Below are 15,087 nucleotides of genomic sequence, written 5' to 3' on the forward strand. Positions count from 1 at the left end.
CCGAGACGCCAATGCATGTCGTCTTTCGCGAAAGCCACGGTCTGGAAGAGACCGAAACACCGACCGATCTGGGCCAGAGCCCGGGCGATCTGGTGGTGCTGTCCTTTTCCGACAGCGACCTTGGCGCGTTCGCGGCGGGCTGGCATCGCGGCGGCGGAGCCGAGGGGCGGATGCCGTCATTGCGGCTGGCAAATCTGTCGGCGCTTAAGCATCCGCTGTCGGTCGATACCTATGTCGAACAGACGCTGGAGGGGGCCAAGGGCATCCTGATCCGGCTTATAGGCGGCGTGCCGTACTGGTCTTACGGGCTGCAGCAGGTTCATGCGCTGGCGCAATCGAAAGGGCTGGCGCTGGCTGTTCTGCCAGCGGACGGGCGTGAGGATACCCGGCTGGACGACTATTCCACCCTGCCGGTCTCGACCCTGCGCCGCCTTGCGCATCTGTGCGATACCGGCGGCGAGGTGGCGGCCCAGGCCGCGCTGGCACAGATGGCGCTGGCGACGGGATTGTATGCCGGACCGGTGATGGGGTCCAAAGCGCTGCCCGAATGCGGCGCGTGGTGCCCGGACCAGGGGGTAATCGCGGCAGAGACCGCCTTCGAAGATGGCAAGCCCCGCATCCTTGTCACGTTTTACCGCGCCTATCTCAGCGCGGCTGACACGGCGCCGATCGCCGCCTTGATCCGCGCGTTCCGGGCCCGCGGATATGATGCCGTCGGTCTGTTTGCACCGTCGCTGAAAGCGCCCGCATCGGCCAAATGGCTGGCAGAGCAGGTTGCTTCGCTGACACCTGCGGCCCTCGTCAACGCAACCGCCTTTTCCGGCAAGGGCGGCGGAGGCACATCGCCTCTGGATGCCGCGGGGGTACCGGTTTTTCAGGCCATGCTCGCCACCTCGAACCGCAAGGCGTGGGACGAGGCGGAACGGGGTCTGTCGCCTGCGGACCTGGCCATGCACGTGGTGCTGCCCGAAGTGGATGGCCGCATCACCGGCAGCGTGATCTCGTTCAAGGAGCCGGGGCAGCGCGACGCGCATCTGCAATTCGCACGTGCAATGCACGCACCCGAACCCGACCGGATCGGGGCGCTGGTGGATCGGGTGTCGGGTTGGCTTTGCCTGACGTCGAAACCCAAGGCAAAACAAGTGCCGGTGCTGGTGCTATCGACCTATCCCGGCAAGGACTGGCAGATGGCCCACGCGGTGGGACTGGATGCTCTGGCTTCGGCCGAAGCGATGCTGGAGGACCTGCGCGGCGAGGGGTATGACACCGCGCCGGCAGAGCCCATCGCCGATACCCTGCTTGACGCGCGGACAAGCTGGTCTTTGACAGATTACCGCGCGGCCCTGTCCACCTTGCCCGCTTCGCTGCGGCAAGATCTGGAGACCGTGTGGGGCAAGGCCGAAGACGACCCGGCTTTTGCCAACGGCGCCTTTCATTTTACTGCCCTGCGGCGCGGCAAGGCGATTGTCGCCCTGCAACCCGAGCGCGGCACGCCCGAGACGCGCGACGATGAATATCACGATCTCAGCCGGACGCCGCGCCATTCCTATGTTGCCTTCTACCTTTGGCTGCGCCATGCGGCGGGGGCCGATGCGCTCATCCATATCGGCGCGCATGGAACGCTGGAATGGTTGCCAGGAAAGTCGGTCGCGCTGTGCAAGGCCTGCTGGCCCGAGGCGCTGATCGGCGGTTTGCCTGTGATCTATCCCTTCATTGTCAATGACCCCGGCGAAGCGGCACAGGCCAAGCGACGCATCGGCGCCGTCACGCTGGGCCACGTACCCCCGCCGCTGCGCGAAAGCGGCACGCCGGATAGGATGGTGCGGCTGGAGTCGCTGTTGGACGAGTTTTCCAACGCCGACGGGCTGGATCCAAAGCGCCGCGACCGTCTGCAATCGGACATCCGCGACGAGGCACGGGTCATCGGGCTTGAGAACGATCTGGGCCTTGATCGCGCCACCAGTACCGCCGAAGCGATCACCCGGATCGACCGCTTTGTCTGTGACATCAAGGAAAGCCAGTTCGGTGACGGGCTGCACGTCTTTGGCCGGGTGCCCGAGGTGGCAGGCAATTTCGATATCACAGCGTCTGCCCATGCCGAGCGCGCCGCCTTGCTGGCCGCGCTGGCGGGCAAACGCATCGAGGCCGGCCCGTCGGGATCACCCTATCGCGGGCGTTCGGACGTGCTGCCTACCGGGCGCAACCTCTACACTACCGATCCACGCTCGGTGCCCACGCGGGCGGCCTATGCGCAGGGGGTGAAACTGGCCGAAGAACTGGTGCGGCGGCATCTGCAGGAAGAAGGCGATTACCCCAAAGGGTTGATCGTCGATCTGTGGGGGTCGGCCACCATGCGCACCGCCGGCGAAGAGTTTGCCATGGCCTTGCACCTGTTGGGCGTCAAACCGGTCTGGGATCAGGGATCCGAACGGGTATCAGGCATCGAGGTGCTGCCGATCACCGATCTGGACCGCCCGCGACTGGATGTGACCCTGCGTGTTTCGGGGCTGTTTCGCGACGTTTTCCCGACGCTCTCGGCGCTGTTCGGTCAGGCGGTGCGTGCGCTGTGCGCAAGGGACGAGGCGCCGGACTGGAACCCCTATGCCGGTCAGGAACCTGCGGCCCGTGTCTTTGGCCCCGCGCCGGGCAGCTACGGGCTGAACATGACGCATCTGTCCGAGACCTATACGGACGAGGCCCGCGCAGAGGCCGGGCAGGCCTGGCTTGACGCAAGCTCCTTCGCGCTGGAGGGCGAGCATATCGCGCACGATCGGGATGGCATCACGGATCGCGTCGCAAAGGCCGACAGTTTCGTTCACCTGCAGGACCTGACCGAAACCGATCTGCTGCTGGCCAACGACTATGCCACGCACGAGGCCGGGTTCGCGGCGGCCAAGAAGGTCACCGGTGGCAGCGCCCGGCTGTATCATCTGGACAACACCAACCCCGAAACCCCGCGGGCTCGAACCCTGCCCGAGGAAATCAGCCGCGTTGTTCATGCCCGCGCCGCCAATCCCGGCTGGATCGCAGGGATGCAGCGACACGGGTTCCGAGGCGCGGCCGAGATTGCGGCGACATTGGATCACATGGCCTCGTTCGCGCATCTGTCGGGCACCGTCGCGCCGCATCTGTTCGACCTGTATCACGACGCGACACTGGGCGACCCCGAAGTCGATGCCTTTCTGCAGGACGCCAATCCGCAGGCCCACAAGGCGATGCATGACCGGTTCCGGGCGCTTTTCGACGCCGGGCTGTGGAACACCCGGCGCAACTCGATCCGTGCGGATCTGGAGGGGCTGAGATGAGCGCGCCCATCGTCCAGGGATGGTGCCCCGGCGCGCACCGGCCGATGATGTCCGGGGACGGGTTGGTGGTGCGCGTGCGGCCCCGACTTGCGCGTCTTGAGGCCGGGCAGGTTCTGGGCCTGTGCAAGGCAGCGGACCGATATGGCAACGGCACGATCGACCTGACCAATCGTGCCAACCTGCAACTGCGCGGCGTCGCCGAGGCCGATCATTCGGCCTTGCTGGATGACTTGGCGGCGTTGGGCCTGCTGGATGCGGAACCGGGCATTGAGGTTCGGCGCAATATCCTTGTCACCCCGCTCTACCGTGAGAGAGACCTGACGGCACGGTTGACCCGAAAATTGATCGACCGGTTGGCGGACCTGCCCAGATTGCCTGCGAAGTTCGGGTTTGCCGTGGACACCGGCCCGGACCGCCTGCTTTCTGGTGACTCGGCGGATATTCGGTTGGAGACCGGACCAGATGGCCTGATCCTGCGCGCTGATGGTGCCGATACGGGGCGTGTGGTGCCGGAAAGTGAGGCCATCGACAGGCTGATCGAACTGGCCCGCTGGTTCGCGGACAACCACGGCCAGGAGACCCGCCGCATGGCGCGGCTGGTCGCAGCTATCCCTTTGCCACAGAAATGGCAGGGTGCGCGGCCGGGTCCGGTTGGCAAACGGATGCAACCGGGGAATACCCCGCTTGGCCCGGTTTGCGGCGCGGTCTTTGGTCAGCTGCCTGCAGCCGAACTGGCCCGCCTGATCGTGGACAGCAAAGCCCCGGCCCTGCGCGTCACCCCTTGGCGACTGATCCTGCTGGAAGGCGGGGAGGCGATCCGCGCTCCGGACTTTGTCACCCGGGCCGATGACCCGTTACTGACAACCGATGCCTGCCCCGGCGCGCCGTTCTGCCCGCAAGCGCAGGCTGAGACCCGCGCCATAGCCCGCACGCTGGCCCCGCGCGTCACTGGCAGCCTGCACGTTTCGGGCTGCGCAAAGGGCTGTGCCCGGATGAGCGCGGCGGATGTGACACTGGTCGGAAATGACGGAACATTCGATATCGTAAAACATGGCCGCGCGGGGGATGAGCCCTGTCAGCGTGGCCTCAGCCCCGAAACACTGAAGAGCATGGACCTGACCTGATGCCCTATGAATACGAAACCAACGGTGCGGCGATCTATAAGCAATCCTTCGCCACGATCCGGTCCGAGGCCGACCTGGCCCGGTTTGACGCCGACGAGGAACAGGTCGCGGTGCGGATGATCCACGCCGCCGGTATGGTCGGGCTTGAGGAATTTGTACATTTCTCGCCCGGCTTCGTGCAGGCTGCGCGCGCCGCACTGGAAAACGGTGCGCCGATCCTGTGCGACGCGCGCATGGTGTCGGAAGGTGTCACCCGCTTTCGCCTGCCCGCCGAAAACGAGGTGATCTGCACGCTGCACGACGAGCGCGTCCGCCCGCTGGCAGAGGAAATGCAGAACACCCGCTCGGCGGCGGCGCTGGAGCTGTGGCGGCCCGTGCTGGAAGGCGCGCTGGTCGCAATCGGGAACGCGCCCACGGCGCTTTTCCACCTGCTCAACATGCTCGAAGATCCCGACTGCCCCCGCCCTGCCGCCATCATCGGCTGTCCAGTGGGTTTTGTCGGTGCGGTCGAATCCAAAGATGCCCTTTGGGAGGCGCAGCCGGTGCCGTCCTGTATCGTCAAGGGCCGTCTGGGCGGCAGCGCCATCACGGTTGCGGCCATAAACGCCATCGCAAGCAGGGCAGAATGAAAATGGGAACCATATATGGCGTGGGTCTGGGCCCCGGCGACCCGGACCTGATGAGCGTCAAGGCCGACCGCCTGTTGCGCGGGGCACGGCACGTCGCCTATTTCCGCAAGCCGGGCCGTACCGGGCAGGCGCGCAAGATCGTCAACGGCATGATTTCGGGCGATGCGGTGGAATTTCCGATGGAATACCCGGTGACCACCGAAATCCCGGTGACCGATCCACGTTACAACGAGCTTTTGGCGGCGTTCTACGAGGATTGCACCAAGCGGCTGAAGGAGCTGTCTGCTCAGGGCGAGGATGTGGTTGTTCTGTGCGAGGGCGATCCGTTCTTCTATGGCTCTTTCATGCATCTTTACAATCGCTTGCGTGATCAGGCCCCGGTCGAGGTTGTGCCCGCGATCACCGGCATGTCAGGGGCCTGGACCGCAACGGGCGATCCGATCACCTGGGGCGATGATGTGCTGACGGTTCTGGTCGGCACCCTGCCCGAAGAGATGCTGGCCGAGCGCATGGCACAGACCGATGCGCTGGTGGTGATGAAGATCGGGCGCAATATTGACAAGGTGACACGGGCGCTCAAGACCTCCGGGCTCTATGACCGGGCCTGGATCGTGGAATACGCGCAGATGCCGAACCAGACGGTGACCAAGCTGAGCGAGGCCTGCGACAGGATCACGCCATATTTCTCGATCATCATCGTCCACGGTCACGGGCGGCGGCCATGAGCGGCTGGGTCAAGATCGCAGGCCTTGGGCCGGGCAACGAGGCGCTGATCACGCCCGAAGTGACCGAGGCGCTGGCCGAAGCGACCGATGTGGTGGGCTATATCCCTTATGTCGCACGGCTGGCCGAGCGCGCAGGGCTGACGTTACACGCCAGCGACAACCGGGTCGAAATCGACCGTTCGCAACATGCGTTGCAGATGGCGGCGGAAGGCAAGCGGGTGGTGGTGGTGTCCTCGGGCGATCCCGGCGTGTTCGCAATGGCCGCGGCCGTATTCGAGGCGATGGAAAATGGCCCTGTGGAATGGCGCGATCTCGATGTCTCGGTAATGCCCGGCATCACCGCGATGCTAGCGGCCTCGGCCCGCGCCGGTGCGCCCTTGGGCCACGATTTCTGCGCCATCAACCTCAGTGACAACCTCAAGCCGTGGGAATTGATCGAAAAGCGCCTGCGTCTTGCGGCGCAGGCCGATTTTGCCATGGCATTCTACAATCCACGCTCGAAGTCCCGGCCTGAAGGTTTTGCAAAAACGCTGGAAATCCTGCGCAAGGAATGCGAGCCAAAACGCCTGATCCTGTTTGCCCGCGCCGTATCACGCAAAGACGAAGCTCTGCGCATCTCGACCTTGGCCGAGGCGACACCGGAGATGGCGGATATGCAGACAGTTGTCATAGTGGGATCTTCGCGCACGCGGATCATCGAAAGGCAAGGCACGCCAATCGTTTACACGCCGAGGTTCACCCCGGAATGAGCCAACCAGTCCACAACCTGCGCCACATTCGAAAACTCGGTCCGCTGCGGCAGAGCGGGACGATCGATCATCAGCACCGGCAGGCCCAGTTCGCGCGCGGCGTCGAGCTTGGCGCGTGCGCCAGAGCCGCCGGCGTTCTTGGACACAACAAGTTCGGTGCCGTGGCGCCGCATCAGGGCCAGGTCATCCGCAAACGTGAACGGGCCGCGCGAGACCACCACGTCGCAATCGGGCAATGGCAAAGCGCCGGGTTGGTCCACCAGCCGCAGCAGATAGCGATGCTGGGGCTGGGCGGCGAAATCTTCCAGATGCATGCGGCCCACGGCAAGAAAAACCCGTCGAGAGGCGCCCGAAAGAGCGCCAACCGCCGCCGCGATATCGGGAACGTGGCGCCAATGATCGCCGTCTTGAGATTGCCATTCAGGGCGGGTCAACGCCGCCAGGGCGGCACCGGTTTCGGCACAGGCAGCAATTGCGTTGCGGCTCATTTGCGCAGCAAATGGGTGGGTGGCGTCGATCACGTGCGTGATGCCATGATCGTGGATAAAACGAACCAGCCCCTGAGAGCCGCCAAAACCGCCGACGCGTGTTGGCAGGGGTTGCGGACGGGGGGTCTCCACGCGGCCCGCGTAAGAATACGTTGCGGTCAACCCGAGTTCTGCGACGGCTTTGGCCAGCGCATTGGCCTCGGTCGTGCCGCCAAGGATCAGGAGATGGGACATGAGTGACGCTCCGTGGCTGACCGTTCTGGGTTTGGGCGAAGATGGACTGGATGGACTGACACCGGCAACCCGTCAAGTGCTGGATGCGGCGCAGGTCGTCATGGGGCCGCCCCGCCATTTGTCGCTGATCCCGGAATCCGGGGCCGACCGAATTGAATGGCCGGTGCCGTTTTCCGCCGGCCTGCCGCTGCTGCAAGGCTTGCGCGGGCGCCGCGTCGTGGTGCTTGCCTCGGGCGATCCGTTCTGGTTTGGAGCCGGTTCGGTGATCGCCCGACATTTCGATGCCGGTGAATGGACCGCCATTCCAGGCCAGTCGACCTTTTCCCTGGCAGCGGCGCGTCTGGCCTGGCCCCTGGAAGACACCCTGACATTCGGGCTGCATGCCGCGCCCCTGACACGTCTGCGCCCGCATCTGGCGCGGGGGTTGCGGGCGATTGTCCTGTTGCGCAACGGCGCTGCGGTGGCGGAACTGGCGACTTACCTGACCGAAACCGGCTTTGCCGACACCACGCTGCACATCCTCGAAGCGTTGGGTGGCCCGCGCGAGCGCATGCAGAAAGCCACGCTGACCGAAGCCTTGCTTGGCACATTCGCACATCCGATATGTGTCGCGCTGGAGGTGGCGGGCGCGGGTTTGGGCGTGCCCATGGCATCCGGAAAACCAGACGATATTTTCGAGACCGACGGGCAGATCACCAAACGCCCCGTTCGGGCGCTGACGCTGTCGGCGCTGGCGCCACAGCGGGGCGAACACCTGTGGGATATTGGCGGTGGCACAGGCTCGATCAGCATCGAATGGCTGATGTGCGATCAGACGCTGACCGCCACCACGATCGAACCGCGCGCCGACCGGGCCGACCGCATTCGCCGTAACGCCGACGCGCTAGGACAGGACCGCCTGAACGTGGTGCATGGCACCGCGCCGGATGCGTTGAGCGGATTGCCCAGACCGGATGTGGTTTTCATCGGCGGAGGGCTGAGCACCGCGCTTTTGGATTGGCTTGCCGCGAACCTGTCCAGGGGCACTCGGCTGGTCGCCAATGCGGTGACGCTGGAAAGCGAGGCGCTGCTGGCGCAGTGGCATGACAAGCTGGGCGGCGATCTGCTGCGGATCGAACTGGCGCAATCCGCCCCGCTCGGGCCGCGACGGGGCTGGAAATCGGCCTATCCGGTAGTTCAATGGAGCGTGACGCTATGATCGTTGCGGGGCTTGGATTTTCATCGACGGCAACGGCTCAAAGCCTGCGCGACGCCTATGACCGGGCCACCAAAGGGCAAACCGTCGCAGCCTTGGCAACGGTGGCGGACAAGGAGGGCCATCCTGCCCTGATCGAATTTGCCGCAACCTCTGCCCTGCCCCTCTATTTCGTTGCGCCTGCCGATCTGAGCGGCCAGCGCACGTTGACCTGCTCGTCCCGCAGCCGCGCCACTTATGGCACCGGAAGCGTGGCCGAAGCTTCTGCCCTCGTCGCCGCCGGAACAGGTGCCCGACTGGTTTCACCCCGACAGATCTCGACCGACCGCCTGGCCACCTGTGCGGTTGCAACTGGAGAGCCTAAATGACCGTTCACTTCATTGGCGCCGGACCGGGCGCCGCCGATCTGCTGACCCTGCGCGGGCGCGATATCATCGCCTCGTGCCCGGTCTGCCTTTATGCCGGGTCGCTGGTGCCCGAAGAAATCCTGGGCCACTGCCCCGAAGGTGCAAAAATCGTCAACACCGCGCCGATGGATCTGAATCAGATCATGGCCGAGATCGAAATCGCCCATCAGGCGGGCCACGATGTGGCGCGGCTGCATTCTGGCGATCTGTCGGTCTGGTCCGCGATGGGCGAACAGATCCGCCGCCTGAAACAGTTGGGCATTCCGGTCAGCGTGACGCCCGGCGTTCCTTCGTTTGCAGCCGCGGCGGCGGCCTTGGGCACCGAGCTGACCCTGCCCGGTCTGGCGCAATCGGTGGTGCTGACCCGCACGCCGGGCCGCGCCTCGTCGATGCCCGCTGGCGAGACGCTGGAAAACTTTGCCCGCACCGGCGCGACGCTGGCCATTCACCTGTCGATCGGCAATCTGGACAAGGTCATCGCCGATCTGGCCCCGCATTACGGAGCGGATTGCCCGGTGGCCGTGGTCTATCGCGCCAGCTGGCCGGACCAGCGAATCATCCGCGCAACGCTCGACACCCTGAAAGAAGCGCTGGACGCGAGCATCTCGCGGACCGCGCTGATCTTGGTGGGGCCAGCGCTGGCCGGCGAAGGGTTTGACGAAAGCTGCCTCTATTCCAAGGAATACGACCGGCGCTATCGCCCGCAGAGCGCGGACAGCCCGTGGTCGAGCTGGAGTCATGGCGATGACTAACCCGCCGGGAGTTCTGATTTCGGCGCCCTCGTCGGGTACCGGCAAGACGACGGTGATGCTGGGCCTGCTCAGAGCGCTGGCCGAGGACGGGCTGACCGTTCAACCGTTCAAGAGCGGGCCGGATTACATCGACCCGGCCTTTCACCGCGCGGCGGCGGGGCGTTCCTCGTTCAACCTGGACAGCTGGGCGATGGGCGAACCGCTGCTGGGCGCGATCTCGGCCCAGGCCGAGGGTGCGGACATCGTGGTGGCCGAAGGGTCGATGGGCCTGTTCGACGGCGTTGCCAAACCGGGCGAGCTGGGCCATGGGTCGAGCGCCGAAACCGCACTGCGGATGGGTTGGCCGGTGGTACTGGTTCTGGATGTGGGCGGTCAGGCGCAATCGGCGGCGGCCACGGCGCTGGGGTTCCGGATGTACAACCCTGACCTGCCCTTTGCCGGGGTGATATTGAACCGCTGCGCCAGCCCCCGACATGAACGCCTGACCCGGTTGGGGATGGAGCGTGCGGGTCTGCCGGTGCTGGGCGTACTGCCGCGCCGGGGCGATCTGACCTTGCCTGAACGGCATCTGGGCCTGATACAGGCGGTTGAACACCCCGATCTGGAAAGCGCGATTGCCGGTTACGCGGCGTTTTTGCGCGAACATGTGGATCTGGAGGCAATCAAGGCGGCGGCTTCATCAAGTCCGCAAGGGTCCTCGGCGTCGGCGCTGCCATTTCCCCCGGCGCAGCGCATCGCATTGGCGCGGGACGAGGCCTTTTCCTTTACCTATCCGCATTTGTTGGAAGGCTGGCGCGCGGCGGGGGCCGAAATCCTGCCGTTTTCTCCGCTGGCGGATGAGGCGCCGGCGGCGGATGCCGATCTGGTCTGGCTGCCGGGTGGTTATCCCGAATTGCATGCTGGCAAGCTGGCAACAGCCGACACGTTCCTGACCGGTCTGCGCAAACATGCCGAGACAAAGCCTGTACACGGTGAATGCGGCGGTTACATGGCCCTGGGCGAAGCACTGATCGACAAGGATGGGGTAGGCCACAAGATGGCCGGGCTGTTGGGTCTGGTCACGTCTTATGAAAAACGCAAGTTCAATCTGGGATACCGCAAGGCGCGTCTGATTGCGCCGATACCCGGACATGGCGCGGGCGCAATGTTGCGCGGGCACGAGTTTCACTATTCGTCGATTGTCGACCAACCGGACGCGCCGCTGGCGCAGGTCTTTGACGCTGAAGGGGTCGAAGGCCCTCAAACCGGCTCGGTACGCGGCAACGTTACCGGCACCTTTTTCCACCTGATTGCGGAGGCTTCGACATGAGCGGCTTTGTCTCTTTCATCGGCTCCGGTCCCGGCGATCCGGAACTTTTGACGCTCAAGGCGGTGGACCGGCTCGGCAAGGCCGACGCGGTGCTGTTCGATGATCTGAGCAGCGGTCCGATCCTGACACACGCGCGCGAGGATGCCGATCTGGTCGGTGTCGGCAAACGCGCCGGTCGCCCCTCGCCCAAGCAGGACCATGTCAGCCGTCTGCTGGTCGATTATGCCCAGACCGGACAGCGTGTCGTACGGCTGAAATCCGGTGATGGTGGTCTGTTCGGTCGGTTGGAGGAGGAAATCGTCGCCCTGCGCGAGGCCGGTATCGACTATGAGATCATTCCCGGCATCCCGTCGGCCATCGCGGCGGCGGCGGCGGCGGGCATTCCGCTGACCCGCAGGCTGACGGCGCGGCGGGTGCAGTTCGTCACCGGCCATGATGTCAGCGGCAAGCTGCCTCAGGATCTGAATTTACCTGCCTTGGCCGATGCTGGCGCGACCACCGTCGTTTTCATGGGCAAGCGCACGTTTCCATTGCTGGTCGAGGCTCTGAATGACCACGGGCTGCCGCTCGACACCCCGGCGCTGATGGCCGAATCCGTGTCGACGCCGGACCAGAAACTGCAACGCGCAACGATCGGAGCATTGGCGGAGCAACTGAAATCAGAGGTCGGCACCGCCCCCGCCCTGATCCTTTACGGCCCGTTGGCGGAGTTCGGGGATGTATGAGCTGAACCTGATCGGTATCGGCACCGGCAATCCCGATCACGTCACGTTCCAGGGGGCAAACGCGATACGGGCGGCGGACCTGATCCTGATCCCCCGCAAGGGCGAGAACAAGGCCGATCTGGCTGGACTGCGGGAGGAGATCATCGCGCAAGTGGCGGACGCGGCACCTCAGATCGCCTATTTCGATATCCCCAGGCGCCGCGCCGATAACGGCTATTTACGCGGCGTGGACGAATGGCATGACGCTATCGCCCTGCGCTGGCAGGAGACGATCGCCGGGTTTCCGCAGGCCCGGCAGGTGGCGCTGCTGATCTGGGGTGATCCATCGCTTTATGACAGTTCGCTGCGAATTGCGTCGCGGCTGGACCCGCAGCCGGTCACACGGGTGATTCCCGGCATCACCGCGCTGCAGGCACTGACGGCCGCCCATGCGATTCCGATCAACGACATCGGCGCGCCCTATGTCGTCACGACCGGCCGCCGCATCCGGGACGAGGGCTGGCCTGACGGTGCCGACAAGGTTGCGGTCATGCTGGACGGCGAATGCTCGTTTCAAAGCCTTGATATGATGGCGTTCGACATTTGGTGGGGCGCGTATGTGGGCATGAAGGAAGAAATCCTGGTCAAAGGCCCTCTGGCGGACGTTGCGGACAAGATTCTTGAAACCCGTGCCCGGGCACGCGCCGATCATGGCTGGATCATGGACATCTATTTGCTGCGCAGGCGCGAAAAATGACCGAATGGGTCGCAAATGGGAATTGCGCGAACGACTGCATCGCGGCTAAATGAAAGGGTCTGGTCCTGCCGGAGAATTCCGGTGCTAAGAGGGAATTTGGTGCGGCCATCCCGGTGGTCAAATCCAAAGCCGCCCCCGCGACTGTAAGCGGTGAGCTTCTGTTCAACCAGCCACTCCCGGAACTGTCCCGGGGGGAAGGCGAACAGAGGCACCGACCCGCAAGCCAGGAGACCTGCCAGGCAAGAAACGAAACACCGGCCGTCGGGTGCGGCGGCTCAGGAGGACTAAAATGACGACCAAAACGCTCAAGGCATCTGCTGCCGGTTCGGCCATCCTTCCGGCTCTGTTTGCTGTTGTTCTGGGTCTGGGGATCATCACCCTGACCGGCCATGTTCAGGCATCCGCCCTGCACGACGCCGCTCATGATGTGCGCCACTCAACCGGCTTCCCCTGCCACTGACCCATGTTCAGTCGCATTCTGACCAGCGCGTTGTTCGCTGGCGCTGCAGCAGGGCTGATCACCGCCCTGCTGCAGCTCGTATTTGTGCAGCCCGTCCTGCTTCACGCTGAACTCTACGAGTCCGGCGAATTGGTGCATTTCGGAGCAGCCGCCGTTTCGGCACATCCGGATCTGCCGGGGTTCGACCTGATGCGCGATGGGCTGAGCATCGTGTTCACCATGCTGACCTATACCGGCTATGCGCTGGTGCTGGTGGCCCTGATGTCGATGGCAGAACGGATGGGCCATGAGGTCAATGCCCGCACCGGCATCCTGTGGGGGTTGGCGGGCTTCATCACTTTCCACTTCGCGCCCGGACTGTCCTTGGCGCCTGAGGTGCCCGGTGTGGCCTATTCCGACATCACCGCGCGCCAGATCTGGTGGACCGGAACCGTGGCAGCGGCAGGTGTCGCCATGTGGCTGATCGCGTTCGGTGGCAATCTGATCAGCTACCTGATCGCGACCGTGCTGCTTTTGGCGCCGCACCTGATCGGAGCCCCCGAACCCGACAGCTTTACCGGCCCGGTTCCGACCGAACTGGGCGCCCTGTTCGCGGCGCGCGCCTTTGGTGTCGGTATGGCCGCCTGGGTTCTGGTGGGCACGTTTGCCGGATATTTCTGGCAGGCCGAAGGAAAACGCGCCGAAGCCAACGCGTAATCGTTTGCTGATGCATCCCGCCGGGCCAGACGCCCGGCGGGATTATTTATATCAAAAGGATTCGAGATGTTCCGATCTCTCGCACTTTTCGGCATCGGCCTGATCTTTGGCGCTGGCGCAGGTTTCGTGACGGCGGCGGGTTATGGCGTGACATTTGAAGGCCACGATCACGGCGACCCGGCCCAACACGGCGAAGCCGGTTCACATGATCATGCCACAACCATAAATTTTTCATCGGGCGCGGACGCACCGGGACTTGAGGTCATGCTTGCCAAGGATCCGATGGCCGGTTGGAATCTGCATGTCATTCCGCGGAATTTCCGCTTTTCCCCGGAAAATGCCTCGCTGGCGGACAGGCCGGGCGAAGGCCATGCGCATGTCTATGTCAATGGTGCCAAGCTGGCGCGCCTTTATGGCGAGTGGATGCATATCGACGAATTGCCCAAAGGCGAGGTCGAGATCGAAGTCTCTCTGAACGCCAACGATCACAGCCAGCTGACCGTGGATGACGTGCCCGTCGCCGCCTCGGTCGCGGTTCAGGTCGACTGAATCGCCGGTATCCGCGCGCGCAGGCACAGGCGAAGCCGCCCGCATGGTCGGGCGTCTTCGATCCAGCCCGAGGCGCTGTCCAGATAAGTCTGGCAAGTGGCGGCGATGTCGTCAGCATCCTTGACCGGATCAAGGTCGGAAAAGACATACGAGGCCAGTCCCTGCCCCTGCAACCCCAGGGCAACCGGTTGCTCGCATGCGCTGAAACAGGCGTGTTGCGTAAGTTCGACCCGATCGGAAAGCCCGGCCTTTGCAAGCGCATCTGTCACGGCATCACGCTCGGCCTCGCGATCCCGCGCTCCAAGGCAGCTGGAACAGATCAGCAATCGAATACGTTGGGTGGTCATGTATGGCCCATGCTTGCGTCGGGCCGTTATTGCGGGTTTCGACCTGCATGCGCAAGCCGGGTTTGATCGGATGGACACGGGATTGTGACACCGGACATATGCAAAATCTGGCATCACAGTCTTGTCAAACCAACCGGAGCTGGAACGATGAAACGTCTGTGGACAATCCTTTGCCTTGCCGCCCTGCCCGCTTGGGCCGGTGATCTGGAACCCCGCGAAGGATGGGAAGTTCATCAATCTACCAAGACCTATGAAGATCTTGTCTCCGACACCGCGGCGGCGATCAAGGGCAACGGCCTGATCGTAGTGACGCAGGCGGGGCCGACCAAGGCTGCGGCGGCGCGCGGCATCACCATCCCCGGCAACCGTGTCATGGGGGCGTTCAATAACGACTATGCCGTGCGCGTGCTGGAGACATCGACGGCAGCCATGATCGAGGCGCCGATCCGTTTCTACGTCACAGAAAACGCGGACGGTACCGCAACGCTGTCCTACAAGACGCCAAGTTTCGTCTTTGCGCCCTATCTGGACGAGGGCGGCGATGAACTGGCCGCCATTGCACAGGAATTGGACGGAAAGTTCCAATCCGTGGCGGAATCGGCAGTAAAATAGTCACACCGGCGTGAAGGCGCTTGCACCTTCCTGCTCACTCCGCAA

17 protein-coding genes and 1 riboswitch are annotated in these 15,087 nt (G+C 64.1%); of the genes, 15 read left to right on the forward strand and 2 right to left on the reverse strand.

Annotated elements, in window-relative coordinates:
- The first annotated feature begins 11 nt into the window (after positions 1-11).
- Genes cobN through cobJ form a run of 5 tightly spaced genes read left to right on the forward strand, consistent with a single transcriptional unit; the run spans position 12 to position 6,532 of the window.
- Positions 12-3,305 (forward strand): cobaltochelatase subunit CobN, encoded by a 3,294-nt coding sequence (cobN, locus tag AC2FMY_RS15630; RefSeq protein WP_496807681.1) that lies wholly within the window; start codon positions 12-14, stop codon positions 3,303-3,305.
- Positions 3,302-4,429, forward strand: a complete 1,128-nt coding sequence (cobG, locus tag AC2FMY_RS15635; protein WP_496745669.1) for a precorrin-3B synthase — start codon at positions 3,302-3,304, stop codon at positions 4,427-4,429. The genes cobN and cobG overlap by 4 nt, the downstream gene beginning before the upstream one ends.
- Positions 4,429-5,058, forward strand: coding sequence for a precorrin-8X methylmutase (locus tag AC2FMY_RS15640; RefSeq protein WP_480751303.1), 630 nt, complete (start codon positions 4,429-4,431; stop codon positions 5,056-5,058). Before cobG ends, AC2FMY_RS15640 begins: the two co-directional genes overlap by 1 nt.
- Entirely contained in the window at positions 5,055-5,783 is a 729-nt protein-coding gene (locus AC2FMY_RS15645) for a precorrin-2 C(20)-methyltransferase (protein WP_480751302.1), read from the forward strand. The genes AC2FMY_RS15640 and AC2FMY_RS15645 overlap by 4 nt, the downstream gene beginning before the upstream one ends.
- The gene (cobJ, locus tag AC2FMY_RS15650; protein WP_496745671.1) at positions 5,780-6,532 is read left to right on the forward strand and encodes a precorrin-3B C(17)-methyltransferase; all 753 of its coding nucleotides are present in this window, start codon (positions 5,780-5,782) and stop codon (positions 6,530-6,532) included. The genes AC2FMY_RS15645 and cobJ overlap by 4 nt, the downstream gene beginning before the upstream one ends.
- Here the strand turns inward: cobJ and AC2FMY_RS15655 are convergent.
- Positions 6,505-7,254: a cobalt-precorrin-6A reductase gene (locus AC2FMY_RS15655; RefSeq protein ID WP_496745673.1), complete on the reverse strand. Its 750-nt coding sequence runs from the start codon at positions 7,252-7,254 to the stop codon at positions 6,505-6,507. The two genes, cobJ and AC2FMY_RS15655, sit on opposite strands and share 28 nt — an antisense overlap.
- Between AC2FMY_RS15655 and cbiE the strand changes: the two genes are divergently transcribed.
- The 9 genes from cbiE to AC2FMY_RS15700 all read left to right on the forward strand — a co-directional run bounded on the left by cbiE (position 7,253) and on the right by AC2FMY_RS15700 (position 14,083).
- Positions 7,253-8,452 carry a precorrin-6y C5,15-methyltransferase (decarboxylating) subunit CbiE gene (gene cbiE, locus AC2FMY_RS15660; protein WP_480751298.1) on the forward strand — a complete coding sequence of 400 codons (1,200 nt, stop codon included), beginning with the start codon at positions 7,253-7,255 and terminating at the stop codon, positions 8,450-8,452. The genes AC2FMY_RS15655 and cbiE overlap by 2 nt on opposite strands.
- Positions 8,434-8,817 carry a cobalamin biosynthesis protein gene (locus AC2FMY_RS15665; RefSeq protein WP_496745675.1) on the forward strand — a complete coding sequence of 128 codons (384 nt, stop codon included), beginning with the start codon at positions 8,434-8,436 and terminating at the stop codon, positions 8,815-8,817. Before cbiE ends, AC2FMY_RS15665 begins: the two co-directional genes overlap by 19 nt.
- Positions 8,814-9,608, forward strand: coding sequence for a precorrin-4 C(11)-methyltransferase (cobM, locus tag AC2FMY_RS15670; RefSeq protein ID WP_496745677.1), 795 nt, complete (start codon positions 8,814-8,816; stop codon positions 9,606-9,608). Before AC2FMY_RS15665 ends, cobM begins: the two co-directional genes overlap by 4 nt.
- Positions 9,595-10,917, forward strand: a complete 1,323-nt coding sequence (locus tag AC2FMY_RS15675) for a cobyrinic acid a,c-diamide synthase CobB (RefSeq protein WP_496745679.1) — start codon at positions 9,595-9,597, stop codon at positions 10,915-10,917. The genes cobM and AC2FMY_RS15675 overlap by 14 nt, the downstream gene beginning before the upstream one ends.
- Positions 10,914-11,642, forward strand: a complete 729-nt coding sequence (gene cobA / locus AC2FMY_RS15680) for a uroporphyrinogen-III C-methyltransferase (RefSeq protein WP_496807682.1) — start codon at positions 10,914-10,916, stop codon at positions 11,640-11,642. The genes AC2FMY_RS15675 and cobA overlap by 4 nt, the downstream gene beginning before the upstream one ends.
- Positions 11,635-12,378, forward strand: a complete 744-nt coding sequence (gene cobF, locus AC2FMY_RS15685; RefSeq protein WP_480751290.1) for a precorrin-6A synthase (deacetylating) — start codon at positions 11,635-11,637, stop codon at positions 12,376-12,378. Before cobA ends, cobF begins: the two co-directional genes overlap by 8 nt.
- A gap of 43 nt (positions 12,379-12,421) precedes the next feature.
- Positions 12,422-12,632, forward strand: a riboswitch (cobalamin riboswitch).
- 35 nt (positions 12,633-12,667) lie between these two features.
- Entirely contained in the window at positions 12,668-12,838 is a 171-nt protein-coding gene (locus tag AC2FMY_RS15690; protein WP_480751289.1) for a CbtB domain-containing protein, read from the forward strand.
- Positions 12,839-12,841: 3 nt separating this feature from the next.
- Positions 12,842-13,534, forward strand: coding sequence for a CbtA family protein (locus AC2FMY_RS15695; protein ID WP_496745683.1), 693 nt, complete (start codon positions 12,842-12,844; stop codon positions 13,532-13,534).
- 66 nt (positions 13,535-13,600) lie between these two features.
- Positions 13,601-14,083, forward strand: coding sequence for a hypothetical protein (locus AC2FMY_RS15700; RefSeq protein ID WP_496745685.1), 483 nt, complete (start codon positions 13,601-13,603; stop codon positions 14,081-14,083).
- On the opposite strand, the gene AC2FMY_RS15705 is transcribed toward AC2FMY_RS15700, so the two are convergent.
- The gene (locus AC2FMY_RS15705) at positions 14,071-14,430 is read right to left on the reverse strand and encodes a DUF1636 family protein (RefSeq protein WP_496745687.1); all 360 of its coding nucleotides are present in this window, start codon (positions 14,428-14,430) and stop codon (positions 14,071-14,073) included. The genes AC2FMY_RS15700 and AC2FMY_RS15705 overlap by 13 nt on opposite strands.
- 147 nt (positions 14,431-14,577) lie before the next feature.
- Here AC2FMY_RS15705 and AC2FMY_RS15710 point away from each other — a divergent pair, with 147 nt between their 5' ends.
- Positions 14,578-15,042 carry a DUF302 domain-containing protein gene (locus AC2FMY_RS15710; RefSeq protein WP_480751282.1) on the forward strand — a complete coding sequence of 155 codons (465 nt, stop codon included), beginning with the start codon at positions 14,578-14,580 and terminating at the stop codon, positions 15,040-15,042.
- The last annotated feature ends 45 nt before the right edge of the window (positions 15,043-15,087 follow it).

The organism is Ruegeria sp. YKSE079 (assembly GCF_059612845.1).

Coding starts and splice junctions, on each gene's coding strand:
- cobN (WP_496807681.1), top strand. CDS start 12: ATGCATGTCGTCTTTCGCGAAAGCCACGGTCTGGAAGAGACCGAAACA.
- cobG (WP_496745669.1), top strand. CDS start 3,302: ATGAGCGCGCCCATCGTCCAGGGATGGTGCCCCGGCGCGCACCGGCCG.
- AC2FMY_RS15640 (WP_480751303.1), top strand. CDS start 4,429: ATGCCCTATGAATACGAAACCAACGGTGCGGCGATCTATAAGCAATCC.
- AC2FMY_RS15645 (WP_480751302.1), top strand. CDS start 5,055: ATGAAAATGGGAACCATATATGGCGTGGGTCTGGGCCCCGGCGACCCG.
- cobJ (WP_496745671.1), top strand. CDS start 5,780: ATGAGCGGCTGGGTCAAGATCGCAGGCCTTGGGCCGGGCAACGAGGCG.
- cbiE (WP_480751298.1), top strand. CDS start 7,253: ATGAGTGACGCTCCGTGGCTGACCGTTCTGGGTTTGGGCGAAGATGGA.
- AC2FMY_RS15655 (WP_496745673.1), bottom strand. CDS start 7,254: ATGTCCCATCTCCTGATCCTTGGCGGCACGACCGAGGCCAATGCGCTG.
- AC2FMY_RS15665 (WP_496745675.1), top strand. CDS start 8,434: ATGGAGCGTGACGCTATGATCGTTGCGGGGCTTGGATTTTCATCGACG.
- cobM (WP_496745677.1), top strand. CDS start 8,814: ATGACCGTTCACTTCATTGGCGCCGGACCGGGCGCCGCCGATCTGCTG.
- AC2FMY_RS15675 (WP_496745679.1), top strand. CDS start 9,595: ATGGCGATGACTAACCCGCCGGGAGTTCTGATTTCGGCGCCCTCGTCG.
- cobA (WP_496807682.1), top strand. CDS start 10,914: ATGAGCGGCTTTGTCTCTTTCATCGGCTCCGGTCCCGGCGATCCGGAA.
- cobF (WP_480751290.1), top strand. CDS start 11,635: ATGTATGAGCTGAACCTGATCGGTATCGGCACCGGCAATCCCGATCAC.
- AC2FMY_RS15690 (WP_480751289.1), top strand. CDS start 12,668: ATGACGACCAAAACGCTCAAGGCATCTGCTGCCGGTTCGGCCATCCTT.
- AC2FMY_RS15695 (WP_496745683.1), top strand. CDS start 12,842: ATGTTCAGTCGCATTCTGACCAGCGCGTTGTTCGCTGGCGCTGCAGCA.
- AC2FMY_RS15700 (WP_496745685.1), top strand. CDS start 13,601: ATGTTCCGATCTCTCGCACTTTTCGGCATCGGCCTGATCTTTGGCGCT.
- AC2FMY_RS15705 (WP_496745687.1), bottom strand. CDS start 14,430: ATGACCACCCAACGTATTCGATTGCTGATCTGTTCCAGCTGCCTTGGA.
- AC2FMY_RS15710 (WP_480751282.1), top strand. CDS start 14,578: ATGAAACGTCTGTGGACAATCCTTTGCCTTGCCGCCCTGCCCGCTTGG.